The sequence below is a fragment of the Pseudomonas crudilactis genome, from assembly GCF_013433315.1.
Classification (GTDB): Bacteria; Pseudomonadota; Gammaproteobacteria; order Pseudomonadales; family Pseudomonadaceae; genus Aquipseudomonas; species Aquipseudomonas crudilactis.
Genome location: NZ_WXVV01000001.1, coordinates 460671 through 486885, shown reverse-complemented (window position 1 = coordinate 486885; position 26215 = coordinate 460671). Strand labels below are relative to the sequence as shown.

Annotated in this window: 19 protein-coding genes and 2 riboswitches; of the genes, 9 read left to right on the top strand and 10 right to left on the bottom strand. The window is 60.3% G+C overall.

Going from position 1 to position 26215, the window contains the following annotated elements:
- Positions 1 to 1575 carry an ABC transporter ATP-binding protein gene (locus GTU76_RS02035; protein WP_180697947.1) on the top strand — a complete coding sequence of 525 codons (1575 nt, stop codon included), beginning with the start codon at positions 1 to 3 and terminating at the stop codon, positions 1573 to 1575.
- Positions 1576 to 1762: 187 nt separating this feature from the next.
- Here GTU76_RS02035 and GTU76_RS02030 read toward each other — a convergent pair whose 3' ends face one another.
- Together GTU76_RS02030 and GTU76_RS02025 are read right to left on the bottom strand one after the other, a co-directional pair.
- A complete protein-coding gene (locus tag GTU76_RS02030) occupies positions 1763 to 2080 on the bottom strand; it encodes an SCP2 sterol-binding domain-containing protein (protein ID WP_007912567.1) in 318 nt (105 codons plus the stop codon).
- A gap of 50 nt (positions 2081 to 2130) precedes the next feature.
- Positions 2131 to 2841, bottom strand: a complete 711-nt coding sequence (locus GTU76_RS02025; RefSeq protein WP_175554488.1) for a histidine phosphatase family protein — start codon at positions 2839 to 2841, stop codon at positions 2131 to 2133.
- 204 nt (positions 2842 to 3045) lie between these two features.
- On the opposite strand from GTU76_RS02025, the gene sohB reads away from it, so the two are divergent.
- Positions 3046 to 4077 (top strand): protease SohB, encoded by a 1032-nt coding sequence (gene sohB / locus GTU76_RS02020; protein WP_077573155.1) that lies wholly within the window; start codon positions 3046 to 3048, stop codon positions 4075 to 4077.
- A 68-nt stretch (positions 4078 to 4145) separates the two neighbouring features.
- Here the strand turns inward: sohB and GTU76_RS02015 are convergent, their stop codons facing one another.
- Both GTU76_RS02015 and GTU76_RS02010 read right to left on the bottom strand, forming a co-directional pair.
- Entirely contained in the window at positions 4146 to 4640 is a 495-nt protein-coding gene (locus GTU76_RS02015; RefSeq protein ID WP_038368934.1) for a DUF934 domain-containing protein, read from the bottom strand.
- A complete protein-coding gene (locus GTU76_RS02010) occupies positions 4624 to 6282 on the bottom strand; it encodes a nitrite/sulfite reductase (RefSeq protein WP_007912574.1) in 1659 nt (552 codons plus the stop codon). Before GTU76_RS02010 ends, GTU76_RS02015 begins: the two co-directional genes overlap by 17 nt.
- A 526-nt stretch (positions 6283 to 6808) precedes the next feature.
- Here GTU76_RS02010 and GTU76_RS02005 point away from each other — a divergent pair.
- A complete protein-coding gene (locus GTU76_RS02005; RefSeq protein WP_180697946.1) occupies positions 6809 to 7882 on the top strand; it encodes an ABC transporter substrate-binding protein in 1074 nt (357 codons plus the stop codon).
- Between the two features lie 5 nt (positions 7883 to 7887).
- Here GTU76_RS02005 and GTU76_RS02000 read toward each other — a convergent pair whose 3' ends face one another.
- A complete protein-coding gene (locus GTU76_RS02000; protein WP_016983294.1) occupies positions 7888 to 8106 on the bottom strand; it encodes a DUF2970 domain-containing protein in 219 nt (72 codons plus the stop codon).
- Positions 8107 to 8284: 178 nt separating this feature from the next.
- Entirely contained in the window at positions 8285 to 11995 is a 3711-nt protein-coding gene (metH, locus tag GTU76_RS01995) for a methionine synthase (RefSeq protein WP_180697945.1), read from the bottom strand.
- 154 nt (positions 11996 to 12149) lie between these two features.
- Between metH and GTU76_RS01990 the strand changes: the two genes are divergently transcribed.
- The 3 genes from GTU76_RS01990 (at position 12150) to nfuA (ending at position 16281) form a co-directional block, all read left to right on the top strand.
- Positions 12150 to 14432 (top strand): fatty acid cis/trans isomerase, encoded by a 2283-nt coding sequence (locus tag GTU76_RS01990; RefSeq protein ID WP_180697944.1) that lies wholly within the window; start codon positions 12150 to 12152, stop codon positions 14430 to 14432.
- 184 nt (positions 14433 to 14616) lie between these two features.
- Complete coding sequence (locus GTU76_RS01985; RefSeq protein ID WP_180697943.1) at positions 14617 to 15639, top strand: acyltransferase family protein; 1023 nt, start codon at positions 14617 to 14619, stop codon at positions 15637 to 15639.
- A 57-nt stretch (positions 15640 to 15696) separates the two neighbouring features.
- Positions 15697 to 16281: a Fe-S biogenesis protein NfuA gene (gene nfuA / locus GTU76_RS01980; protein WP_007912592.1), complete on the top strand. Its 585-nt coding sequence runs from the start codon at positions 15697 to 15699 to the stop codon at positions 16279 to 16281.
- 144 nt (positions 16282 to 16425) lie between these two features.
- Here nfuA and cobM read toward each other — a convergent pair whose 3' ends face one another.
- The 4 genes from cobM to GTU76_RS01960 all read right to left on the bottom strand — a co-directional run bounded on the left by cobM (position 16426) and on the right by GTU76_RS01960 (position 18574).
- Complete coding sequence (cobM, locus tag GTU76_RS01975; RefSeq protein ID WP_180697942.1) at positions 16426 to 17172, bottom strand: precorrin-4 C(11)-methyltransferase; 747 nt, start codon at positions 17170 to 17172, stop codon at positions 16426 to 16428.
- An 81-nt stretch (positions 17173 to 17253) separates the two neighbouring features.
- Entirely contained in the window at positions 17254 to 17667 is a 414-nt protein-coding gene (locus GTU76_RS01970) for a cobalamin biosynthesis protein (protein ID WP_016983299.1), read from the bottom strand.
- Complete coding sequence (locus GTU76_RS01965) at positions 17664 to 18365, bottom strand: CbtA family protein (RefSeq protein WP_180697941.1); 702 nt, start codon at positions 18363 to 18365, stop codon at positions 17664 to 17666. The genes GTU76_RS01970 and GTU76_RS01965 overlap by 4 nt, the downstream gene beginning before the upstream one ends.
- 11 nt (positions 18366 to 18376) lie before the next feature.
- Complete coding sequence (locus GTU76_RS01960; RefSeq protein ID WP_016983301.1) at positions 18377 to 18574, bottom strand: CbtB domain-containing protein; 198 nt, start codon at positions 18572 to 18574, stop codon at positions 18377 to 18379.
- A 124-nt stretch (positions 18575 to 18698) separates the two neighbouring features.
- Positions 18699 to 18920: riboswitch (cobalamin riboswitch) on the bottom strand.
- A gap of 808 nt (positions 18921 to 19728) precedes the next feature.
- Positions 19729 to 19940, top strand: a riboswitch (cobalamin riboswitch).
- Between the two features lie 99 nt (positions 19941 to 20039).
- Here GTU76_RS01960 and cobW point away from each other — a divergent pair.
- The 3 genes from cobW to GTU76_RS01945 all read left to right on the top strand — a co-directional run bounded on the left by cobW (position 20040) and on the right by GTU76_RS01945 (position 26191).
- A complete protein-coding gene (cobW, locus tag GTU76_RS01955) occupies positions 20040 to 21113 on the top strand; it encodes a cobalamin biosynthesis protein CobW (protein WP_150709133.1) in 1074 nt (357 codons plus the stop codon).
- Between the two features lie 3 nt (positions 21114 to 21116).
- Positions 21117 to 24965 (top strand): cobaltochelatase subunit CobN, encoded by a 3849-nt coding sequence (gene cobN / locus GTU76_RS01950; RefSeq protein WP_180697940.1) that lies wholly within the window; start codon positions 21117 to 21119, stop codon positions 24963 to 24965.
- Between the two features lie 224 nt (positions 24966 to 25189).
- On the top strand, positions 25190 to 26191 hold the full coding sequence (locus GTU76_RS01945) for a magnesium chelatase ATPase subunit I (RefSeq protein WP_180697939.1): 1002 nt from the start codon (positions 25190 to 25192) through the stop codon (positions 26189 to 26191).
- The last annotated feature ends 24 nt before the right edge of the window (positions 26192 to 26215 follow it).

Sequence of the window (26215 nt, the reverse complement as noted above, 5' to 3'; positions counted from 1 at the left end):
ATGCCGGAACATCTGATTGAAATACGTGACTTGCGCGTCGCCTTCAATGGCCAGACCGTGGTGCACGGCATCGACCTCGATATCCGACCCGGCGAGTGCGTGGCGCTGGTCGGGGAATCTGGCTCTGGCAAATCGGTGACGGCGCAAAGCATTCTGCAATTGCTTGACCCGGCCATCACCCGGATCGACGGCAGCATCCGCTATGCCGGCGAGGAGTTGCTTGGCGTGCATGAGCGCTACTTGCGGCAATTGCGTGGCAACCGCATCGCGATGATTTTTCAGGAGCCGATGAGTTCACTGAACCCTCTGCACACGATTGAGCGACAACTGGCCGAAAGCCTGGCGCTGCACAAGGGATTGGCCGGGGCGGCGGCGCGCCAACGGATTCTGCAATTGCTCGAGCTGGTGGGCATTCAACGCCCGCGCGAGCGGCTCAAGGCCTATCCGCATCAGCTGTCGGGCGGCCAGCGGCAACGGGTGATGATTGCCATGGCGCTGGCTTGCGAGCCGCAGTTGTTGATCGCCGACGAGCCGACCACCGCGCTGGACGTGACCGTGCAACGCAAGATTCTGTTGCTGCTCAAAGAGCTGCAAGAACGGCTGGGCATGGCCCTGTTGATCATCAGTCATGATCTTAATCTGGTGCGCAATATCGCTCAGCAGGTGGCGGTCATGCGTGGCGGATTGATTGTTGAGCAGGCGGCCTGCGAACAGTTGTTCCGCGCGCCGCAGCATCCTTATAGCGTCGAGTTGCTCAATGCCGAACCGGGTGGCGAAGCGTTGTGCCGGGAGCCTGCGGAAGATTTGCTGCAGGTGCGCGATCTCAATGTGCGCTTCCGTTTGGGCGGCGGATGGCTGCGCGCGAAGTCGTACTTGCACGCGGTCAATAGCATTGATTTGAATCTTCAGCGCGGCAAGACCTTGGGTATCGTCGGCGAATCCGGTTCCGGAAAATCGACGTTGGGTCAGGCGATTCTGCGTTTGCTGGATGCTCAGGGAAGTATTCGTTTTCAGGGCGAGGCGCTGGAGTGCTTGAGCGGGAAACAGCTCCGGCCGCTGCGCAAACGCCTGCAAGTGGTGTTTCAGGATCCGTTCGGCAGCCTCAGTCCACGTTTATGCGTGGAGCAGATCATCGCTGAAGGTTTACAGGTGCACAGCGATTTGAACGCAGGCGAGCGCGAGAGGGCGGTGATTGATGTGCTGCGTGAAGTGGGTCTCGACCCGGCCACCCGTCATCGCTATCCCCACGAGTTTTCCGGTGGTCAGCGGCAACGCATCGCCATTGCCCGGGCGCTGGTGCTCAAGCCCGACTTGATCCTGCTGGATGAACCGACGTCGGCACTGGATCGCACGGTGCAAAAACAGATTGTCGCGTTATTGCGGCGTTTGCAGGCGGAACACGGCTTGACCTATCTGTTCATCAGCCACGATCTGGCGGTGGTGCGCGCGTTGGCCCATGACTTGATTGTGATGAAGGACGGTGAAGTGGTGGAGCGAGGCGAGACAAATGCGCTGTTTCATGCGGCGCAGCATCCGTATACCCGTGAGTTGCTCACCGCCTCGTTCACTGACTGACCACATATCAAATGTGTGCGAGCTTGCTCGCGAATGCGATGTGACAGGCAGCGGTGATGTCGACTGAGTTGACGCCTTCGCGAGCAAGCTCGCTCTCACAGGTATTGAGTGCGAGCAGTAATCCTCAGCGCTCGAATGTAAAAATCCCGCCATGGAGGCGGGATCTTCGTGTCACTGAACGTCGCTATTACGACGGGAACAGCTCGGACAGTTTCATCGACAGCATCATGTCGCCTTCAACGCGCAGCTTGCCGCCCATGAAAGCCTGCATGCCGTCGGTTTCGCCGCTGACGATACCCTTCAGGGTTTCGCTGTCCAGCACCAGCGTGCAGTTGGCGTCCGGGTTTTCACCTTCCTGGATATCGCAAGTGCCGTCTTTGACGATCAGCGAATACTGCTTGTCTTCGTCAGTGATGTTGAAACCGAAGACCAGATCCAGACCGGCAGCAGCGGCTGGGTTGAACTTGGCTTGCATTGCTTTTACGGCATCGGCTACGGAGGTCATGGTTCGATCCTTATGAGGTTGATTACAGCAAGGTTCACAGTTAACCGGACTCAACGGAAAGTGATGAGTTCCGGAACCTTCAACAGCTGCAGATGTGCATGACTGTTGAAGGAGGCCAAAGCCACCTCGCGACCGCGGAACTTCAGCTGGTTGAGCGAGGTGTTGACGATTTGCCAGTTCAATTCAAAGGCCTGTTTCGCAGGCATTTGCGTAATGAGGTGGAGCAGGGCGGTGATGGTGCCGCCGGAGGTGAACACGGCGATTTTCTGGTTTTTATCGGCCAGATCAAGAATTCGGTGCAGCCCGGCCTGGACGCGTTCGACGAAACCCAGCCAGCTTTCCAGCCCCGGCGTGTCGTAAGTGCCGGCCAACCAGCGTTCGATGATCAGGGCAAAAATACGTTGGAACTCGCCACGGTTCTGCGCGGCATTGCGCAGGATTTCGAGGGCTTCCGGCTCGTCCGCCAGCATGTCCGGGAGCAGGGCGCGGATCACCGCGTCGGCATCGAATTCGTTGAAGGCAGAATCGGTTTCCAGGATCGGCACCGACAGACCTTTGGCAGTGAATTGCTCCAGCGCGCTGGTGGCCGTGTGTTGCTGACGGCGCAGGTCTCCGGCGAGGCAGCGATCGAAGCTGATGCCCAGTTCAGCGAGGTGCTGACCGAGAATTTCTGCCTGGCGCACACCGGTTGGCGACAGGACGTCATAGTCGTCTGCACCAAAGGAGGCCTGGCCATGTCGAATCAAGTAGATGCTGCCCACGTCCGCGTCATCCCGGTACGTTGAAGGTTTGGCGAGGTTATGAGGATGACGGGGAGCTGTCAATGAAAAAACATACGCTTGTTTGAAATGCCCGTTACAGGGGTGTTGCCAGAGGTTTCACGGCTGGCCGATGAGCCGGCGCATGGGTATGCTGGAGCCATCCCGCGTGTGTTTCACATCCACGCACTGTTCTAAGGAGTCTCTGTGGAGTTTTTCACCGAATACGCCAGTTTCCTGGCCAAGACCGTCACCCTGGTGATCGCCATTCTGGTGGTGCTTGCCAGTTTTGCTGCATTGCGCAGCAAGGGCCGACGCAAATCCGCCGGTCAGTTGCAGGTCAGCAAACTCAATGATTTCTACAAGGGCCTGCGTGAGCGCCTGGAGCAGACCTTGCTCGACAAGGATCAGCTCAAGGCTTTGCGCAAGGGCGAGGCCAAGTCCGAGAAAAGCGCGAAGAAGCAGAAGAAACAACCCGAAGCCAAGTCCCGCGTATTCGTCCTCGATTTCGACGGCGACATCAAGGCTTCCGCCACCGAAAGCCTGCGCCACGAAATCACTGCGCTACTGACTCTCGCCACGCCAAAAGACGAAGTGGTCCTGCGGCTGGAAAGCGGTGGCGGCATGGTCCACAGCTACGGCCTGGCGTCGTCGCAACTGGCGCGTATTCGCGAGGCCGGTGTGCCGTTGACCGTGTGCATCGACAAGGTCGCGGCCAGCGGCGGCTACATGATGGCGTGCATCGGCGAGAAGATCATCAGCGCGCCGTTTGCGATTCTTGGCTCGATCGGCGTGGTTGCACAGCTGCCCAACGTCAACCGCTTGCTGAAGAAGCATGACATCGACTTTGAAGTCCTCACCGCCGGCGAGTACAAACGCACCCTGACCGTGTTTGGCGAAAACACCGAGAAGGGCCGCGAGAAGTTCCAGGAGGACTTGGACATCACCCATCAACTGTTCAAGAACTTCGTCGCCCGCTACCGCCCGCAACTGGCGATTGACGATGTCGCCACCGGCGAAGTCTGGCTCGGCGTCGCGGCGCTGGATAAGCAACTGGTCGATGAACTCAAGACCAGTGATGAATACCTGGCAGACCGGGCGAAAAAGGCCGAGGTCTATCACCTGCATTACGCCGAGCGCAAAAGCTTGCAGGAGCGCATCGGCATGGCTGCCAGCGGTTCGGTAGACCGCGTACTGCTGAGCTGGTGGAGTCGCCTGACCCAGCAGCGCTTCTGGTAAATCGGGCAGGCATAAAAAAACGCCGGTCACATGACCGGCGTTTTTTTGTCCGCGCTAAACCTGAAGACTTAGCGGCGACGGAACAGCGGCAGCGGTTCGTCAGTGGCAGCCTGATAGGTCACCGAGAAGTCCTTGAGGCCTTCAAGCGCTTCGTACGGGTCTTTGTCGGCGCGAATGGCGAAGGCATCAAAACCGCAGCGATGCATGTAGAACAGCTGATCGCGCAGCACGTCGCCAATCGCCCGCAACTCACCTTTGAAACCGTAACGGTCGCGCAGCAGGCGGGCGTTGGAGTAATTGCGGCCGTCGGTGAACGCCGGGAAGTTCAAGGCAATCACCTGAAACTCGGCGACGTCTTCACCGATTTCCTCGGCTTCTTCGTCAGCGTCCAGCCAGACACCCAGACCACCGTCGCGGGCCTTGAGCATGCGGCTGTGTTCGCGCCACAGTTGCAACGGCACGATCAAGTCGTCGCAGTTGCTGATCTCGTCAATGTTGAAATCCTTGGGCAGCAAGTGCCAGGTTTCGTCGACGACCTCGTTGTTCTTAATGATTCGCTGCATAGACGCGTTCCTTGAAGAGGTCGATGCCAATACGCTGGTAGGTGTCGATGAAGCGCTCGTCTTCGGTACGTTGTTCAACGTACACGTCGATCAGCTTCGAGATCACGTCAGGCATGGCTTCCTGAGCGAAGGACGGGCCGAGGATCTTGCCCAGGCTCGCATCACGGCTGGCACTGCCGCCGAGGGAAACCTGATAGAACTCTTCGCCTTTCTTGTCGACGCCGAGGATGCCGATGTGGCCGACGTGGTGGTGACCGCAGGCGTTCATGCAACCGGAGATGTTCAGGTCCAGCTCGCCGATGTCGAACAAGTAATCGAGGTCGTCGAAACGACGCTGGATCGATTCGGCAATCGGGATCGACTTGGCGTTGGCCAGCGAGCAGAAATCACCGCCAGGGCAGCAGATGATGTCGGTCAGCAGGCCGATGTTCGGTGTGGCGAAACCGCCTTCACGCAGTTCGCCCCAGAGGGTGAACAGCTGGCTTTGCTCGACGTCGGCCAGAATGATGTTCTGTTCGTGCGAGGTGCGCAGTTGACCGAAGCTGTAGCGGTCGGCCAGATCGGCGACGGCATCAAGCTGTTTGTCAGTGATATCGCCCGGGGCAACGCCGGTCGGTTTCAGCGACAGGGTCACGGCGACATAGCCCGGCTTCTTGTGCGCCAAGGTGTTGCGGGTACGCCAGCGGGCGAAACCCGGATGCTCTTTGTCCAGCTCGGCCAGTTGCGCGGTCTGGTTGTCCAGCGCCTTGTAGTCCGGGTCGACGAAGTGCTTGGCCACACGCTGCAGTTCGGCGTCGGTCAATGTGGTCTGGCCACCGCGCAGGTGCTCCATTTCCGCATCGACTTTCTGTGCGAACACTTCCGGCGTGAGGGCTTTGACGAGGATCTTGATCCGCGCCTTGTATTTGTTGTCGCGACGGCCGTAGCGGTTGTACACCCGCAGGATGGCGTCGAGGTAGCTCAACAGGTCCTGCCACGGCAGGAACTCGTTGATGAACGCACCAACCACCGGCGTACGACCTAGGCCACCGCCAACCAGTACACGGAAACCCAGTTCGCCAGCGGCGTTGTGCACCGGCTCAAGGCCGATGTCATGGACTTCAATGGCGGCTCGGTCAGCGGTGGAACCGTTGACGGCGATCTTGAACTTACGCGGCAGGTAGGCGAATTCCGGGTGGAATGTAGTCCACTGACGGACGATTTCGCACCATGGGCGCGGGTCGATCACTTCGTCGGCAGCGACGCCGGCAAACTGGTCGGTGGTGACGTTGCGCAGGCAGTTGCCGCTGGTCTGGATCGCGTGCATCTGCACGGTGGCCAGTTCAGCCAGAATGTCCGGGATGTCTTCCACCGCCGGCCAGTTGAACTGCACGTTCTGCCGCGTACTGATGTGGGCGTAGCCCTTGTCGTAGTCGCGGGCAATCTTGGCCATCATGCGCGTCTGACGCGAAGTCAGCTGGCCGTAAGGCACCGCCACACGCAACATCGGCGCGAAGCGCTGGATGTACAGGCCATTTTGCAGGCGCAGGGGGCGGAATTCTTCTTCGCTCAGCTCACCTGCCAGATAGCGTCGGGTCTGATCACGGAACTGCTTGACGCGGTCCTCGATGATCCGCTGATCGTACTCGTCGTATACGTACATATAAGTCCTGTTCTCAGGCTTGGGCCATTCGGAGTAGCACTGCGTTTTCGCTTGCTGGAGTCCGATTGTGCCTCTGCAATTCTGCGCGCACGGCCGCGCACTCCCTAACGGAGCCGGGGCAATATACCCGTTTGCAGTTATGCGCAAAAGTGATGTTTGAGTATATGTAAAGAACCAAATCGCCTAACGAGAATGGCTGTCAACTAACCCACATTTGTCGTGCGGACAATCATCGTCTTAACTGTGGTCGAGTCTTTCTGCAATCACCGATAAAACCGACAAGAGGCGATGCAATGAGCAATCCGACCAAGGCAAGAAAAAGCGACAGCAGTGTCGATGCGTGGGCCATTCTGTTCCTGATCATTCTCGTAGTAGGGACAGCGGTATTCTGGGTCAGCCATCAGTAAACGACCCATCCGGGCCCCGCTTGCGACAGATTGTCGGACAAAAAGCGGGATCAGGCATCAATAGCCGATGAAACGAGGGCTATAATGCGCGGCCATTTTTCGTTGGGCCCGGATGCTTCATGTTCAAGTTTTTCCATATCAGTCTTCTGTTGTTCGGCGCGCTGTTCCAGACCGGCGCGCGGGCAGAGTCTGTGCTGTTTTTGAATCCGGGTTCGACGCAAGAAGCCTTCTGGGTCAGCTATTCGCAATTCATGCAAGCGGCCGCCCATGATCTGGGGATCGATCTGCAGATTCTCTACTCACAACGTCAGCCCGAACTGACCCTCGCTCAAGCGCGCGTCGCGTTGCAGGGGGCGAATCGGCCTGAGTACCTGGTGTTCGTCAACGAACAATATGTCGCCCCGCAAATCCTGCGCCTGGCCGAGAACAGCGGCGTGAAGCTGTTTATGGTCAATGCCGCACTGACAGCTGACCAGCAGGCCATGGTCGGCGAGCGTGACGACCGCATTGGCAGCCTGGTGCCGAACGACGAGGAGGGCGGTTACTTGATGATGAAGGAGCTGATTCGCCTGCACCCGTCGACGCCAGGCACTGAGCCGATTGAAGTGTTGGCGTTCTCCGGGCTGAAGGTCACGCCCTCGGCGCAATTACGCGAGCGCGGCATGCAGCGGGCGCTGGCCGAACATCCACAGATTCGCCTGCGGCAATTGGTCTACAGCGGCTGGACCCAAGAGCGCGCCTATGAACAGGCCAAACAGCTGTTCGCCCGTTACCCGAAGGTGTCGCTGGTGTGGTCGGCCAATGATGAAATGGCCTTCGGGGCGATGCGCGCGTACGCCGAGATCGGCAAAGTCCCCGGCAAAGATGCCTTGTTCAGTGCGGTCAACACCTCCCCGGCGGCTTTGCAGGCACTGGTTGACGGGCGCCTGAGCGCGTTGGTCGGCGGACACTTCACCCTTGGCGGCTGGGCGTTGGTCGAGTTGCATGACGTGGAGCAGGGCGTCGATTTGAATAGTTACGGCGGCCGTGATCGGCAGATTCCGTTGCTGCAACTGATCGACAAACGTCACGCCCGACAAATGCTGGCCATGGGTGAGTCGCCGAACTACGGAGTAAATTTCCGCAAGCTCTCAGCCAAGGGACAACCGCAGTCGTATCGCTACCCTTTTACTCTGCAAACCCTGATGCGCTGAGCGCGTCAGACCCCGGCGAAGTGCAGCACCAGTTTGACGATGGCAAACAGCGTCAACGCAAACACCGCGGTGAACAGAATCCCCAGCATCACGAAATGGCTGGGCTTGCCATGGGTAAAGTCCCTTGCCCGGTTCTTGCCGCTCTGCACCCCGAACGCCGCCGCCATCACGCTGTGCAGCATCTGCCAGAAGGTCGGCGGTTTGTTGTCGACTGGATCGTCCATAAATCCCTCGTCTGCCGTGTGTGTCAGACAAGCATAGCCAACCCTCTGCAGAACACCGCAAAAGCAAATGTGGGAGCGAGCTTGCTCGCGAATGCGGTCGATCATTCAGCATTAATGTTGAATGACATGACGCCTTCGCGAGCAAGCTCGCTCCCACAGGGTTTTGCGTAAGTCTTGATTAGTTATCGTAGCCTAGGTTCGGCGCCAGCCAGCGCTCGGTCACGCTCAGTTCCTGGCCTTTTCGCGAGGTGTAGCTGGCGACCTGATCCTTGTCGACCTTGCCCACGGCAAAGTACTGCGCCTGCGGATGGGCGAAGTACCAGCCGCTGACCGCTGCCGCCGGGAACATCGCGTAGTGCTCGGTGAGGAACACACCGCTGCGACCGGCGCGCATCTCTTCAGCTTCCGGATCGAGCAAGGCAAACAACGCAGCCTTCTCGGTGTGATCCGGGCACGCCGGGTAACCCGGGGCAGGGCGGATGCCGCTGTATTGCTCTTTGATCAGCGCGTCGTTGTCGAGGGTTTCGTCCTTGGCATAGCCCCAGTGCTCTTTACGCACCTGCTGGTGCAGCCATTCGGCGCAAGCTTCGGCCAGACGGTCGGCCAAGGCTTTGACCATGATCGAGTTGTAGTCGTCGCCCGCGTCCTGATAAGCCTTGGCCACTTCTTCGGCGCCAATACCGGCGGTGGTGATGAAACCACCGACGTAGTCGGTCACTTCGCTGTCCTTCGGTGCCACGAAGTCGGCCAGCGAGAAGTTTGGTTTGCCGTCGGTCTTGATGATCTGCTGGCGCAAGTGATGCAGTTTGGCCAATGGCTGGCCGTCATCGCCGTACAGCTCGATGTCGTCGTCATGCACCTGATTGGCCGGCCAGAAGCCGAACACCGCGCGGGCGCTGATCAGCTTCTCGTCGATCAGTTTGGCGAGCATCTCTTGCGCGTCCTTGTACAGCGCGGTGGCGGCTTCACCGACCACTTCGTCTTCGAGGATGCGCGGGAATTTGCCAGCCAGATCCCAAGAGATGAAGAACGGCGTCCAGTCGATGTATTCGGCCAGCACCTTGAGATCGATGTTGTCCAGCACCTTGCTGCCGGTAAACGTCGGTTTGACCGGCTCATAAGTCGCCCAGTCGAACTGTGGCTTCTTGGCGATGGCTGCGGCGTAGCTCAGGCGCTCGGTGCGGGCGCTGCGGTTGGCGGTACGTTCGCGCACTTCAACGTATTCGGCACGGGTTCTCTCAACAAAACCGGCCTTCAATTCTTTCGACAGCAACTGTGTGGCCACGCCCACGGCGCGGGAGGCGTCGGTCACGTAAACCACGGCATCGTTGCTGTACTTCGGTTCGATCTTCACCGCGGTGTGCGCTTTGGAGGTGGTCGCGCCACCGATCATCAGCGGCAGATGGAAGTCCTGACGCTGCATCTCGCGGGCCACATGGACCATTTCATCCAGCGACGGCGTGATCAGACCAGAGAGACCGATGATGTCGCACTTCTGCTCTTTGGCCACCTGCAGGATCTTCTCTGCCGGCACCATCACGCCGAGGTCGACGATGTCATAGCCGTTGCAACCGAGCACCACGCCGACAATGTTCTTGCCGATGTCATGCACGTCGCCTTTCACGGTTGCCATGAGGATCTTGCCCTTGGCTTCCGGCTTGTCGCCCTTTTCCAGTTCGATGAAAGGGATCAGGTGCGCCACGGCCTGCTTCATCACCCGGGCGGATTTCACCACTTGCGGGAGGAACATTTTGCCGGCACCGAACAGGTCGCCAACGATGTTCATGCCCGACATCAGCGGGCCTTCGATCACTTCGATCGGGCGGGCGAACGACTGACGCGATTCTTCGGTGTCTTCAACGATGTGCGTGGTGATGCCCTTGACCAGCGCATGTTCCAGACGCTTGTTGACGTCCCAGTTGCGCCACTCTTCGGTCTCGGCTTCCTTGACGCTGCCGTCGCCCTTGTACTTGTCGGCGATGGCGAGGAGGGCGTCGGTGCCTTCCGGCGTGCGGTTGAGGATCACATCTTCAACAGCATCGCGCAGCTCTTGCGGGATCTGGTCGTAAATCTCCAGCTGACCGGCGTTGACGATGCCCATGGTCAGGCCCGCGCGGATCGCGTACAGCAGGAACACCGAGTGGATCGCCTCACGCACCGGATTGTTGCCCCGGAACGAGAACGACACGTTGGACACGCCGCCCGACGTCAGCGCGTACGGCAGCTCGTCGCGGATGTAGGCACAGGCGTTGATGAAGTCCACAGCGTAGTTGTTGTGTTCTTCGATGCCGGTGGCGACGGCGAAGATGTTCGGGTCGAAGATGATGTCTTCCGGCGGGAAGCCGACTTCGTTGACCAGAATGTCGTAGGAGCGTTTGCAGATCTCTTTCTTGCGCGCTTCGGTGTCGGCCTGGCCGGCTTCGTCGAACGCCATCACCACCACTGCCGCGCCGTAACGCTTGCACAGTTTGGCGTGATGGATGAACTGCTCGACGCCCTCTTTCATGCTGATCGAGTTGACGATGCCCTTGCCCTGAATGCACTTGAGGCCGGCTTCGATCACTTCCCACTTGGAGGAGTCGATCATGATCGGTACGCGCGAGATGTCCGGTTCACCGGCGATCAGATTGAGGAAGGTCACCATGGCCTTCTTCGAATCGAGCATGCCTTCGTCCATGTTGATGTCGATCACCTGCGCGCCGGCCTCGACCTGTTGCAGGGCGACTTCCAGCGCTTCGGTGTAGTTGTCTTCACGGATCAGGCGGGCGAACTTCGCCGAACCGGTGATGTTGGTGCGCTCGCCGACGTTAACGAACAGCGAACTGCGATCGATGGTGAACGGCTCCAGACCCGAGAGGCGGCAAGCCTTGGGAATGTCCGGAATCTGACGCGGCGCGTAACCGGCAACAGCTTTGGCGATGGCTTCGATGTGCCCCGGCGTGGTGCCGCAGCAACCGCCGACGATGTTGAGGAAGCCGCTCTGGGCGAACTCTTCGATGACTTTGGCGGTTTCCGACGGCAGTTCGTCGTACTCGCCGAATTCGTTCGGCAGGCCGGCGTTCGGGTGCGCGGAAACGTGGGTGCTGGCCTTGTTCGACAGCTCTTCCAGGTACGGACGCAATTCGCTGGCGCCGAGCGCGCAGTTGAGGCCGACCGAGATTGGCTTGGCGTGTGCCACCGAGTTCCAGAACGCTTCGGTGGTCTGGCCCGACAGGGTCCGGCCGGAGGCATCGGTGATGGTCCCGGAAATCATGATCGGCAGTTCGAGGTGCAGCTCTTCGAACACGCCTTGCACAGCGAAAATCGCCGCTTTGGCATTGAGGGTGTCGAAAATGGTTTCGATCAGGATCAGGTCGGCGCCGCCCTCGATCAGACCTTTGGTGGCTTCGGTGTAGTTTTCCACCAGCTCATCAAAGGTGACGTTGCGATAGCCGGGGTTGTTGACGTCCGGCGACAGCGAGCAGGTGCGGCTGGTCGGGCCGAGCACGCCGGCGACGAAACGCGGCTTGTCCGGGTTCTCGGCGGTCTTGGCGTCGGCGACCTTGCGCGCCAGACGCGCGCCTTCTACGTTTAACTCGTAGGCCAGTTCTTCCATGCCGTAGTCGGCCATGGAAATGCGCGTGGCGTTGAAGGTGTTGGTTTCGAGGATGTCGGCGCCGGCATCCAGGTAGGCTTTTTCGATGCCGCCGATCACATCGGGACGGGTGAGCACCAACAGGTCGTTGTTGCCCTTGACGTCACTCGGCCAGTCCGCGAAGCGTTTGCCGCGATAATCCTGCTCTTCGAGCTTGTAGCTCTGGATCATCGTGCCCATACCGCCGTCGAGTATCAGGATGCGCTCTTTGAGAGCTTGCTTGAGAGCTTGAAGGCGGACGCTGCGATCGGACATTTGGACTACTCGGAAAGACCATTACGAAGGAGCGGGATCATAGCAAACCTGTGCGCTTTTGGAGCATGCGGGGCTTTTGCATGAATATCGCTCATGTTGGTACGAGCGTCATACTGTAGACTCACGGCGTTTTTTTACAATCGGGATCAGCAGCATGTCTTACCGCGTCATTGGTTTTGTGTTGCTGTTTCTCAGCTGGGGCGCCGTGGCGCAAGAGCCCACGATCTCGTACAGCCGTGATATTCAACCGATCTTCACCGAGAAGTGCGTGGCCTGCCATGCGTGTTACGACTCGGCGTGTCAGCTCAATCTGGGCAGTGGCGAAGGCGCCGCCCGTGGTGCGAGCAAAATGCCGGTCTACGATGGCGAGCGCACACAAGCGGCACCGACTACTCGGCTGTTCTACGACGCCTTTGGCAAACGTGCCTGGCAGCAGAAAGACTTCTATTCAGTGCTCGATGCGCAGGGCAGTCAGGCGGCGCTGATGGCGCGCATGCTCGAACTCGGGCACAAGACGCCGCTGACACCGAACGCCAAACTCCCGCAAGACATCGTGCTGGGCCTGAATCGCGAGAACATGTGCGCGCTGCCCGCCGAGTTCGAAGGCTACGCCGGCGCTCATCCGAAAGAAGGCATGCCGCTGGCGGTCACCGGGCTGACCGATCAGCAATATCAGACGCTGCAGCGCTGGCTGGCCTCTGGTGCGCCGATTGATGAGCAAGGCCTGGCACCGAGCGCCAAAGAGGCACTGCAAATCGTCCAGTGGGAAAACCTGCTCAATACTCCCGGCGCCCGGCAGAGTCTGGTCGGACGCTGGCTGTACGAGCACTTGTACCTCGCGCACCTCTATTTCAAGGATGGCGAGCCGGGGCATTACTTCCAGTGGGTGCGTTCGCGCACACCGACTGGTCAGCCGATCGACCTGATCGCCACCCGTCGTCCGAATGACGATCCGGGCACCCAGGTGTATTACCGCTTGTGGCCGGTGCAGGGCGTGATCGTGCATAAAACCCACATCACCTACCCGCTGAGCGCGGCGAAGATGGCGCGGGTCAAAAGCCTGTTCTACAGCGGCAACTGGCAGGTCAATGCGCTGCCCGGTTACGGCCCGCAGAGCCGCGCCAATCCGTTTGCCACGTTCGAGGCGATTCCGGCGCAGGCGCGTTATCAGTTCATGCTTGATAACGCCGAATACTTTGTCCGCACCTTTATTCGTGGGCCGGTGTGCCGGGGGCAGATCGCCACGGACGTGATCCGCGACAACTTCTGGGCACTGTTCCAGGCACCGGAACACGACCTCTATATCACCGACCCGAACTATCGCGGCCAGGCCACGCCGTTGTTGGCCATGCCGGGGCAGAACGACGATGTCGGCAGCGTCCTCAGCCTGTGGCACAACTACCGCAACAAGCGAAACGAGTACGAGGCCTTGCGCCGCGACAGCTACGCCGATCTGCCCGCGCCGAGCTGGTCGACCCTGTGGGCCGGCAATGACAACGCCTTGCTGAGCATTTTCCGCCACTTCGACAGCGCTTCGGTGACCAAAGGCCTGATCGGCGAGGTACCGCAGACAATGTGGCTGTTTGACTATCCGCTGCTCGAACGCACCTATTACCAGTTGGCCGTCAACTTCGACGTGTTCGGCAACGTCTCGCATCAGGCGCAAACCCGTCTGTATTTCGACCTGATCCGCAACGGCGCCGAGCAAAACTTCCTGCGCTTGATGCCGGCCGATTCCCGCGAGGATTACCTCGACGATTGGTACCAGCGCAGCGGCCAGTTCAAGATGTGGCTGGATTACGAAGCGATCGACGACGACAAGCCGACGGCACTGAAACTTGATGAGAAGGACCCGAAATACGACTTCGCCATGCAGTTGCTGGCGCGTTACGGTGATCTCAATGCGCACCCGGATCCAATCAACCGCTGCGATGGGGCTTACTGCTCGCGGCCGAATATTGACCCGGCCCTGCAAAATGCCGAGCAGGCGCTGAGCCGCCTGACCTCGCGTCCGGCAGCCGGTTTGAAGGTGATCGACCTGTTGCCGGAAGCGACGATGCTGCGCATCGAAACTGCCAACGGCAAACGCGAGGTCTACAGTCTGTTGCGCAACCGCGCGCACAGCAACGTGGCGTTTCTGCTCGGAGAGTCGCTGCGCTATCAGCCTGGGCTGGACACAATTACCATTTTTCCGGGCGTGCTCAGCAGTTATCCGAACTTCATTTTCAACATTCCGGCCGATCAAGTCCCCGAGTTTGTTGATGCAATGGAAAACGCCAAGGACGGCAATCGTTTCGAGAAAATCGTCGAACGCTGGGGTATTCGGCGCAGTCACCCGCAATTCTGGTTCTATTTCCACGATCTGAGCCAATACCTGCACGAAACCGATCCGGTGGAAGAGGGCGTGCTGGATATGAACCGCTACGAGAATCTTTGATCGTTTGAGATTGGCCGACTGTCACAGTTTCAAGCAACACCGCAAAACCCCTGTAGGAGTGAGCCTGCTCGCGATAGCGGAAAATCAGGCACTGGAGATGTTGAATGTGCCGCCGCCATCGCGAGCAGGCTCACTCCTACAAGGGATCTGCGGTGGTTTCAGGAATTGTGGACGGGAGCGGCAGATGTTGATTTCAGTGCAAGCCCTGCGTGCGCTGGCCGCGTGGACGGTGGTGTGCCACCACTTCATGCAGATTTTCTTCGACTTCAAAGCGCGCGGGCCGATCGGCCAACTGTTTATCGACAAAGGCGCGGTGGGCGTCGATATTTTCTTTGTCATCAGCGGTCTGGTGATTTTCCTGTCTACCGAGAGCAAACCGCTGCCGCCAGCGCGATTTCTGCTGTACCGGCTGTTTCGCATTGTCCCGGCGTACTGGCTGTACACGCTGCTGATGGCGCTGCTGGTGGTGTTCGCCCAGCCGTTGTTGCCGGATCAAACCGTGGATTGGGCGCACCTGCTGTTGTCGCTGGTGTTCATTCCGACTGAGAACCCCGGCGGCTACGGTATCTATCCGACGTTGAATGTCGGCTGGACACTGAATTACGAAATGCTTTTCTACGTGCTATTTGCCTGGGCGTTGCTGTTCCGTCTGCAGGTGCGCCTGCTGGTAGTCGCGGCGTTGCTGTTTGCAGTGAGTCAGGCGTGGACCGGGTTTGGCTGGATCAGCGAGTTTTACCGTTCGGACATCGTCTACGAGTTTCTACTGGGGATTGGCATCGGCATGCTTTATCGCCGGGGCTGGATCGGCACCGGCCTGTGGCTGCCGCTGCTGGCGATCGGCGCAGCGCTGCTGATGATCTATCACCTGGCGCCGGCGCCAAGGCTGCTGAACTGGGGCGTGCCGAGCGCAGTGCTGGTCATGGCGTGTATCTCACTTGAGCGTTATGTCGAGCGCAGCCATGTGCTCAAACTGCTGGGTGATTGCTCGTATTCGGTGTATCTGATGCACGTTCTGGTGCTGTCAGCGGGTGGATTTATTGCGCAGCGCTACGCGATCAACCCGTATTTGATGTTTGTGGTGTGTGCGCTGGCGATTGGCGTTGGCTCGTGGTTGAGCTACGAATGGGTGGAAAAACGCAGTTACCATTGGCTCAAGGCGCAGATTGACGAGAAGCCGGACAAGAATCTTTCCCGACAAAAATACTAGGACTTTGTCCGGCGCAACGATTGGCGTAAACTGCGCCCAAGCCTGCGAGGAGTTTCCATGACCGCTATTACCATTACCGACGCCGCCCACGATTACCTGGCTGATCTGCTCTCCAAGCAGAACACCCCGGGCATCGGCATCCGCGTCTTCATCACCCAGCCTGGCACCCAGTACGCCGAAACCTGTATTGCCTACTGCAAGCCGGGCGAAGAAAAACCTGAAGACACCGCGCTGGGGCTGAAAAGCTTCACCGCTTATATCGATCACTTCAGCGAAGCGTTTCTCGATGACGCCGTTGTCGATTACGCCACTGACCGCATGGGCGGCCAGCTGACCATCAAGGCGCCAAATGCCAAAGTACCGATGGTCAACGCCGACAGCCCGGTCAACGAGCGCATCAACTACTACCTGCAAACCGAAATCAACCCGGGGCTGGCCAGCCACGGCGGTCAGGTCAGCCTGATCGATGTGGTTGAGGACGGCATCGCCGTATTGCAGTTCGGTGGCGGTTGCCAGGGCTGCGGCCAGGCGGACGTGACCTTGAAGGAAGGCATCGAGCGCACCTTGCTCGAGCGTATTCCGGAGCTGAAGGGTGTTCGCGACGTGACCGACCACACGCAGAAAGAAAACGCCTACTACTAAGGTGTTCGCTGCGGACATGAAAAACGGCGCCCCGTGAGCGCCGTTTTTTTATGGGTGAAATTTAATGACGCCTTCGCGAGCAAGCTCGCTCCCACATTTGGAATGCGATCAAATGTGGGAGCGAGCCTGCTCGCGAAGGGGCCTTCATGGGCGATAGAGATGAGCATGCCCGGCGCGATACAACGATGATTCGCTAAACACCTCACTGCCCAGCACCCGGCCCACCAGAATCAACGCCGTACGCCGAAACCCTTTCGCCGCAACCTTTCCGGCGATATCCGCCAGCGTCCCCACCACCCAATCCTGATCCGGCCACGTCGCCCGGTGAATCACCGCAATCGGGCAATCCGCGCCGTAATGCGGCAGCAGTTCCGCCAGAATCTTCTCCAGATGGTTGACCCCCAAATGAATCGCCATGGTCGCGCCATGCTGCGCCAGATTGCCGAGCTCTTCGCCTGCCGGCATGGCTGTCTTGTCGGCGTAGCGAGTCAGAATCACGCTTTGCGACACGTCCGGCAGAGTCAACTCCGCCCCAAGCAATGCCGCACAGGCTGCGGTGGCAGTCACGCCGGGAATGATCTCGAATGGAATATTCAGCTCACGCAGATAACGGATCTGCTCACCGATCGCGCCATACAGACTCGGATCGCCGGAGTGCACCCGCGCCACATCCTGACCCTTGGCATGCGCGGTCTTGATAAGTTCGATGATCTGCTCCAGATGCAATTCAGCGCTGTTGACCACCGTCTCGGCCTGATGGCCGTCGAGCACCGCCGCTGGCACCAGCGAACCTGCGTAGATAATCACCGGGCAGCTGCGGATCAGCCGCTGGCCTTTGACAGTGATCAATTCCGGGTCGCCGGGGCCGGCGCCGATGAAGTAGACAGTCATCGTTGAATCCTGAGTAAAAGAGGGCACGACCGCGTTGCAGATGAGCAACGCTCATGATCAATGGCGGGGATTATCGGGACTTTACGCCGCGCCGGCCAATGCCAGTGTTGCCTGAGCGTATTTTTGCCGGGAAATCAGCAGTTTTGCCGGAGCCTGAATCAACTGTTCGGCGAGGGCCAGCGCAGCACTCTCGGCAACGCCGTAGCAGCCGGTTCGTTCGTAGGCGATTTGCGAATGGTGACTGAGTCGTTGCTGGTAACTGGCGAGTTCTTCACTGCTGAAATACAGCAGTGGCAAGGCTAACTGGGCAGCCAGCTCCTGTAGGCCGGGTTCATCCCGTTTCAAGTCGATGCTGGCCAGCGCCTTGACCGCTTCCAGTTCAATGCGATGTGCCTGTAATGCCTGATCAAGCAAGGCGCGCAGCGTGCTGGCCGGGCAGCCGCGCTGGCAGCCCAGGCCGACCACGAAGGTCGGCGCTGCGCTGTCATTGGTCATGCGTGGTATTGGCCAGCGTTTTTGCGGCGGAACAACCAGGCGCTGATCAGGCCCAGGGCCAGCCAGAACGCGACGTTGGTCAGCTGCGAAGCGATTTTGAACTGCGCTTCCAATGCCTCGGGTGCGAGCATCGAATGCACTTCCGGCTGCGGTGCGCCGATCACGTGCGGCACGGCGAGAATGGCCACACCGAGGATCTTCATCAGCCAGTGACGGCTGAACACGATGAGAGCCAGGCCGGCAGCGGTCGAAGCGGCCGTGCCGATCCACCACGTCTGCCGCGAAGCCAGATCGGCCGCAGCGGTGCCGGGCAATTCAGGTGGCAGGCCCATCGTCGGTGCCAGTACGAATGTGGCGTAACCGGCCAGTCCCCAGAGCAGGCCTTGCGAGGTTTTGGTCGGGGCGCGCAGGGTGTACAGGCCCGCGAGCATCAGGGCGAAACCGACGGCTACCACCAGATTGCCGCCCGTGGTCGAGACCACGCGCTGCCAACCGTCTTCCGGTTCCCAGGCTTCAGCATCGTGGGTGTGCGCAGCGGTGCCGGCGGCGTGTTCGTGTACTTCAGCCACCGGTTCGGTTTTCTCGAAGGTTTCCGCCTGCAGAATCAGCGGCGAGACCCAGAAGCTTTGCAGCAGAGTGAGGAGCAGGGCGGCCAGCAGACCGGTGAAACCTGCGGTTTGCGCAATACGCTTGATCATGTCGGCAGGTCTCAGTGGCACGGGAACGCGGCGCTGTGGCGGGTATCGTGGGCGGCGTTGTGCACCGCTTCGATGTGCGAGAAACCGGCGAAGTAGACCAGGCTGGCGCCGAGGATCGACGCGAAGATCGCGGCGGTCAGGCGTTGGCTAAGGGTGGTGGTGCTGGAAATTTTGTCCGTGTTGCTGCCGGTGCTGCTGATGATCGACATGGCGCTTCCCTCTGGAATGTCAGTGGGTGAATCGAGCGCATGAAAACCCCTGCGGGTCGGGCTCGCAGAGGTTCGAACAGCGCCCGCCCACCGCGGGTTTGTTATGTTCAGCGACGCACAAGGTGCGGGCTGTGTGTTGCGGGCCGGTCTCCGGGCTCACGAGGGGTTGGCGTCAGGCCGACCTGCAAGCGTCACCTTCCCATGCCTTGTTGGCACAGTGGTTTTGACGCTTCGCTCGCTTACCGTTGCGGGGGCAGCACCGGACTGACATGGGCTTGAGTAAAGCACATGATTCACCGGTTTCCCGTTTCACCCTGTGAAGGGCACCCGTAACAAGTTGTGTAGGAGAGCATGAGGCGGGGATTTTAGTCAATTTTGTGGGTGGATCCGTTGCTGCGGTAACGGCTTGTTAGGGTTCCGCCCTGACGTTCGGCCCGCTCGCTAAAGCTCGGGGTTCCTTCGCTGCGGGATCGATCCGGGCGCAGCGCCTACGGTTTGCTTCGCTGCACCTCCTCTCGCTGTGTTTGGTTGCGCTCCCACTCCCGGATCAATCCCGGAACGAAGCCTTCCGACGTCGCCCGTGGATCAAGATCAAGAGCAGGCGAGCTGACACTCGGCCTATTGAGTGGTGAAGAGCGCGGGTGTTCGGCTTTTGATTTGCGTTGTTGCTGCCCCTCACCCCAGCCCTCTCCCGAGGGAGAGGGAGCCGATTTTTGGGCTTTTCAGAATGCGCGTTCAACGCGGTATCGCACGTCGGCGTACCTCGCCCAAACAACTCGATCAGTCCCCTCTCCCTCCGGGAGAGGGCTAGGGTGAGGGGCTTTTGATCCGGCTTTTGATCTGGCTTTTTTGCCCCTTCGGCAGGCCGAGCGAAGGTGTTCATCCGGGGGTTAGGCGCGCAGCGCCGTGCGGCGCAGCCGCACACATCGAGAGGAAGTGCAGCGAAGCAAACCGTAGGCGATGCCCCCGGATGGACACCGCAGCGAGGGAACACTGAGCCTCAGCGAAGTGCCGTACGCCGGGGCAAAGCCTTTTGGGTTACCTTTTCGGCGTTTGGAAAAGGTGACTCGCTGTAAGAGCGAAACCGCCAGCAGCAACACCCGCAGCAACGGATATGCCCCCAATCCAAACATTGACCCATAAGCAAGCCATGCGTAGCCTTGCGCTTTCGAGGTTCTTCGGCCCACGCCGAAGCTAAGAAGGGAACGCGGTTAATGCCGCGGCTGCCCCCGCAACTGTGAACGGTGATGTTCGCTGCCACGCCACTGCCAGCTCAATCGATGAGCCAGCGGGAAGGCGCAGCAAACGCCAGGCCCCACGCCTGAACACCGTCAGCCAGGAGACCTGCCTCGACACAGATTCTCACTACAACCGGGCGGGGTGATCCGGTGGCGAACGCTTCCGGCGCGCACGCGCGTTGCCGGTTCTCGTCCCGTATGCCCGCCGCTTGCCAAAGGGCATACCGATGAAAACACTGGCCAAACTCCCCGTCACCATCGTCACCGGCTTCCTCGGCTCGGGCAAAACTACATTGCTGCGGCACATGCTCGACAACGCTCAGGGCCGTCGCATCGCGGTGATCGTCAACGAGTTCGGCGAGTTGGGCATCGACGGTGAAATCCTCAAGCAATGCACCATCGGTTGCACCGAAGAAGAAGCCACCGGTCGCGTTTACGAATTGGCCAACGGCTGCCTGTGCTGCACCGTTCAGGAAGAATTTTTCCCGGTGATGCGCGAACTGGTCGCCCGTCGTGGCGATCTCGACCACATCCTCATCGAAACCTCGGGCCTGGCCCTGCCAAAACCGCTGGTGCAAGCCTTCCAGTGGCCGGAAATCCGCAGCGCCTGCACCGTTGACGCGGTGATCACCGTGGTCGACAGCCCGGCCGTGGCCGCTGGCACCTTTGCCGCGTTCCCGGATCAGGTCGATGCGCAGCGCAAACTCGACCCGAACCTCGATCACGAGTCGCCGCTGCACGAGTTGTTCGCCGACCAACTGGCCAGCGCCGACCTGGTCATCCTCAACAAGGCCGATCAGACCAGCCCGGAAGACCTCGCTCGCGTTCGCGCAGAAGTCGCCGAAGAATTGCCGCCAGCGGTAAAAATCATCGAAGCCAGCAACGGCCGTCTGCCGCTGGACGTGCTGATCGGCCTCGGCGCCGGTTCCGAAGAACACATCGACAGTCGCCACAGCCACCATGATCATCACCACGGTGAAGGCGATGACGACCACGATGACCACGATCACGACGCCTTCGATTCGATCTCCATCGAACTGCCGCAAGCCGACGAAAGCCTGCTGCTCGATGCCCTGACGCAACTGGTGGTCAAGCACGGCATCCTGCGTGTCAAAGGTTTCGCGGCGATTCCGAACAAGCCGATGCGCCTGTTGATCCAGGGCGTGGGCACGCGTTTTGACAAGCACTTCGACCGTCAGTGGGGCGCCGAAGAAGCGCGCGTTACCCGTCTGGTATTGATCGGCCAGCAACTCGACGCCGCGCAACTCGAAGCGCAACTGCGCGCCGCGCTCAGCGTTTAAATCATGCACCTGCTCAGGACCCAGCCCGGCGGTTTCGTCTCGGATGACAACATTGCCGACCTTGGACAAACCCCCGCCGAGCTGGTGATCCTGTGCAGCGGCGACTCCAGCCTGGCGCTGCTCGCCGAAGCCGCGCAGCAGTTGCCTGAGGATTATCCAAGCCTGCGTCTGGCCAATCCGATGCAGGTGCAGAATCACGCCTCGGTCGATCTGTACGTCGATGAAGTGCTGCGCCACGCCAAGGTGATCCTGATTTCGCTGCACGGTGGCATCGCCTATTGGCGCTATGGTGTCGAGCGCTTGGTCGAGTTGGCCGAGCGCGGTGTGCAGGTGATTCTGGTGCCGGGCGATGACCGTCCCGATCCGGAGCTCAGCGACTTGAGCACCGTCAATGCCGAAGATCGCGACCGCCTCTGGCAATTCTTGCGCCAGGGCGGCCTGGGTAATGCGCTGGATTTTTTCCGCTGCCTGGCTGATCGTTGGCTCGCCCGCGATTACGCCTGGGAAGAGCCGCAAACCCTGCCGCGCACGGCGATTTACCACCCGAACAAAACCACCGCCGCATTGGGCGACTGGCAAGCCGAATGGCTGCCGGAAAACCCGGTGGCGGCGGTGCTGTTTTACCGCTCGCACCTGCAAGCGGCGAACACCGCGTTCATCGATGTGTTCTGCCTGCGCTTGCAGGCGGCGGGGCTGAATCCGCTGCCGATCGCCGTGGCCAGTCTGAAAGAGCCCGGCTGCCTGACGGTGGTCGAGGATTGGCTGGACGAAGTGGAGGCTGGGGTGATTCTCAACACCACCGGGTTCGCCCAGTCCAGCCCTGAGGCCCCGCACCTGCGGCCGTTTCGCCGCAACATTCCGGTGATTCAGGCGATCTGTGCGCAGGACAACGAGCCCGGCTGGCGCGACAGCCAGCAGGGCCTTGGCCCGCGCGATCTGGCGATGCATATTGCCTTGCCGGAACTCGACGGACGCATCATCAGCCGACCGATCAGCTTCAAGGATCTGGCCTGGCGCAGCGAGCGCAGTCAGTCCGATGTGGTCTGCTATCGCGCGCAACCCGAGCGCATGGATTTTGTCGCGGAACTGGCGCGGCGCTGGATCAATCTGGCGCGGGTGCCAAATGGCGAAAAACGCATCGCGCTGATTCTCGCCAACTACCCGACCCGCGACGGACGCATCGGCAACGGCGTCGGTCTCGACACGCCGGCAGCGGCGCTGAATATCCTGCGCGCTTTGCAGGCTGAGGGTTATCCGATAACGCCAGAACTGCCGAACAGCGGCACCGAGTTGATCCAGCAATTGCTCGGTGGCGTCAGCAACGATCTCGACACGATTGACTTGCGCCCGTGCCAGCAAAGTCTGGCGATGGACGCTTACCTGACGATGTTCAACGCGCTGCCCGAGGCCAATCGCACCGCCGTTTTCGAACGCTGGGGGCCGCCGCAAGACGATCCGATGTGCCGCGACGGGCGCATGATGATCGCCGGCATTCGCTTCGGCCTGACCTTCGTCGGCATTCAACCGGCGCGTGGTTATCAGGTTGACCCGAGTGCGGTCTATCACGACCCGGATCTGGTACCGCCGCACGCTTATCTGGCGTTCTATTTCTGGTTGCGCAACACCTACGGTGCGCACGGCGTGATCCACGTCGGCAAGCACGGCAACCTTGAATGGCTACCGGGCAAAGGCGTCGGGCTTTCGGAGAATTGCTGGCCGGACGCGCTGCTCGGACCGCTGCCGAATATCTATCCGTTTATCGTCAATGACCCGGGCGAGGGCGCTCAAGCCAAGCGGCGTACACAAGCGGTGATCATCGACCACTTGATGCCGCCGCTGACCCGCGCCGAAACCTACGGCCCGCTGCGTAATCTGGAACTGTTGGCCGACGAGTATTACGAAGCGCAACTGCTCGATCCGCGCCGCGCCCGTGAGTTGCAGCGCGACATCCTGCAACTGGTGCGGGATACGCAGATCGATCGTGAATTGCAGCTCGATGCCGGGCTGGACAGCGATGCCGACGCGGCAATCTGGCTGCCGCGTCTCGACACTTATTTGTGTGATCTGAAGGAATCGCAGATTCGCGATGGCTTGCACATTTTTGGCGAGTCACCGACGGGGCGTTTGCGCATTGATACGCTGTTGGCGTTGTTGCGGATTCCACGCGGAGACGGGAAGGGCGCACAGTCGAGTCTGCTGCGCGCACTGGCGAAGGCGTTCGAACTCGGATTCGATCCGCTCGATTGCACGTTGGCCGAACCATGGACAGGTCCGCGTCCCGAGCACCTGCAATCGCAAAGCGACGAGTCCTGGCGCACAGCCGGCGACACCCGCGAACGCCTCGAACTGTTTGCCACACAGCTGATTTCCCAAGCCCTGCACGATCCATGTGGGAGCGAGCTTGCTCGCGAAGGCGTCGTGTCAGCCAGCACTTCATTCACTGACACACAGCTTTCGCGAGCAAGCTCGCTCCCACAGGGATCGGGGGGGGCTGATGTGAATGCGATTATCCAGTCGCTGCGCGAAGTCGTCGCCCCACGCCTGGATGCCTGCGGCCCCGCCGAAATGCGCGGCCTGCTCGACGCCCTCTGCGGCCGCTTCGTTCCCGCCGGCCCCAGCGGCGCACCCAGCCGTGGCCGCCTCGACGTGCTGCCGACCGGCCGCAACTTCTACTCGGTCGACGTGCGCAACTTGCCGACCACCACCGCGTGGCGCATCGGTTTCCAGTCAGCGACATTGATTCTCGAACGTCACCTCCAGGACCACGGTGATCACCTGCGCCAGCTCGGATTATCCGTGTGGGGCACCGCTACCATGCGCACCGGTGGCGACGACATCGCCCAGGCCATGGCGCTGATGGGCGTGCGTCCGGTGTGGGCGACTGGCAGTCAGCGTGTCGATGATTTCGAGATTTTGCCGCTGAGCCTGCTCGACCGTCCGCGTGTCGACGTCACGTTGCGGGTTTCCGGATTTTTCCGCGATGCCTTCGCCAACCTGATTCGCCTGTTCGACGCAGCCGTGCAAGCAGTGGCCGCGCTGGACGAGCCGGACGATCTCAATCCGCTGGCGGCAAAAGTGCGCGCCGAGCGCGAGTCGCTGCTGCAATCGGGTCTTGATGAAGAAACGGCGCGGCGTCAGGCCGGTTGGCGGATCTTCGGCGCCAAACCCGGTGCCTACGGCGCGGGCGTGCAAGGCGCCATCGACGGTCGCTTGTGGCAGAGCCGCGAGGATCTGGCCGAGGTTTACCTGAACTGGGGCGCTTACGCCTATGGCGGTTCCGACGAAGGCACGGCCGCCCGTGAACAATTCGTCCAGCGCCTGAGCCAAGTGCAAGCGGTGCTGCAGAATCAGGACAATCGCGAGCACGACTTGCTCGATTCCAACGACTACTACCAATTCCAGGGCGGCATGCTTGCTGCTGTGGAAACCCTGCGTGGCGAAGCGGCGGCCAGTTATCACGGCGATCACAGCCAACCGGATCTGCCGAAGATTCGTACCCTTAAAGAAGAACTGAATCGGGTGATTCGCTCGCGAGCAGCCAATCCGAAATGGATCGACGGGGTCAAGCGCCATGGCTATAAAGGCGCGTTCGAAATGGCGGCGACGGTGGATAACCTGTTTGCGTTTGACGCCACCACGCAGTTGATCGATGACCACCAGTACGCTTTGCTGGCCGATGCTTATTTGCTCGATCCGGCGACGCGGGATTTTGTTCGTGAGCATAATCCGCACGCGCTGCGGGATATGACCGAGCGCATGCTTGAGGCGCAGCAGCGGGGGATGTGGCAGGAGCCGGGGGCTTATAAAGAAGCGCTGGAGAATCTGCTGCTGGATATTGAGGAAGATATGTAACCGGTCAGAAGCTACCCTCACCCCAGCCCTCTCCCGGAGGGAGAGGGGGCCGATCTATGTTGCTGTCAAAACTTGAGCTCGGCTCGATATATCAGGTCGGCGTAACTCGCCAGAACAACTCGGTCAGTTCCCTCTCCCTCTGGGAGAGGGCTAGGGTGAGGGCCACCCCGACTGGCCCCCGACAACACTGAAACACACCCACGACCACGACAGAGAAAACCAAAATGACCGACATCCCACATTTCCCGCTCTCCGCCGTGGTCGGCGCCGATCACTTGAAACTCGCCCTGTACCTCACCGCCATCGACCCGAAAATCGGTGGCGTGCTGATCGAAGGCCCGCGAGGCATGGCCAAATCCACCCTGGCCCGTGGCTTGGCCGATCTGCTCGCCAGCGGTCAATTTGTCACCTTGCCGCTCGGCGCCACCGAAGAACGTCTGGTCGGCACCCTTGACCTCGACGCGGCCCTCAGCGAGGGCCGCGCACAGTTTTCGCCAGGCGTACTGGCCAAGGCTGACGGCGGTGTGCTCTACGTCGATGAAGTCAATCTGCTGCCCGATCATTTGGTGGATCTGCTGCTCGACGTTGCCGCCAGCGGCACCAACCTGATCGAGCGCGACGGTATTTCCCATCGGCATTCGGCGAAGTTCGTGTTGATCGGCACGATGAACCCGGAAGAGGGCGAGTTGCGTCCGCAGTTGCTCGACCGCTTCGGCCTGAACGTCGCCCTCAGTGGCCACACCGCACCGACCGAACGCGGGCAAATCATTCGTCGGCGGCTGGATTTCGACAGCAACCCGCAAGCGTTCTGCGCACAGTGGGAAACCGAACAACAAAACCTGCGCGCGCGTTGCGAACACGCTCGCGGCGCCTTGGCCAATATTGCGCTGGACGATGCTGCACTGGCACAGATCACCGAGCGTTGTTTCGCTGCCGGAGTCGATGGTTTGCGTGCCGATCTGGTCTGGTTGCGCGCGGCGCGTGCCCACGCGGCATGGCGCGGAGCTGAGCAGATTGGCGAAGAAGATATTGACGCCGTGGCCGAGTTTGCCCTGCGCCATCGTCGTCGTGAGCAAGCGCCTTCGAGTCCGCAACAACCGGCTCAGTCGCCGGCCGAGACTCAAGCCTCGTCGAGTGAAGGGCAGGGCCAGTGGGGCGACATGCCGGCGCCCGCGCTTGCCACCGGCGCTCGCCGTGAAGTGCCGAGCTGGCCAAAAAAGCCTTAGGCATTCGCCCCCGATCCGATGCGG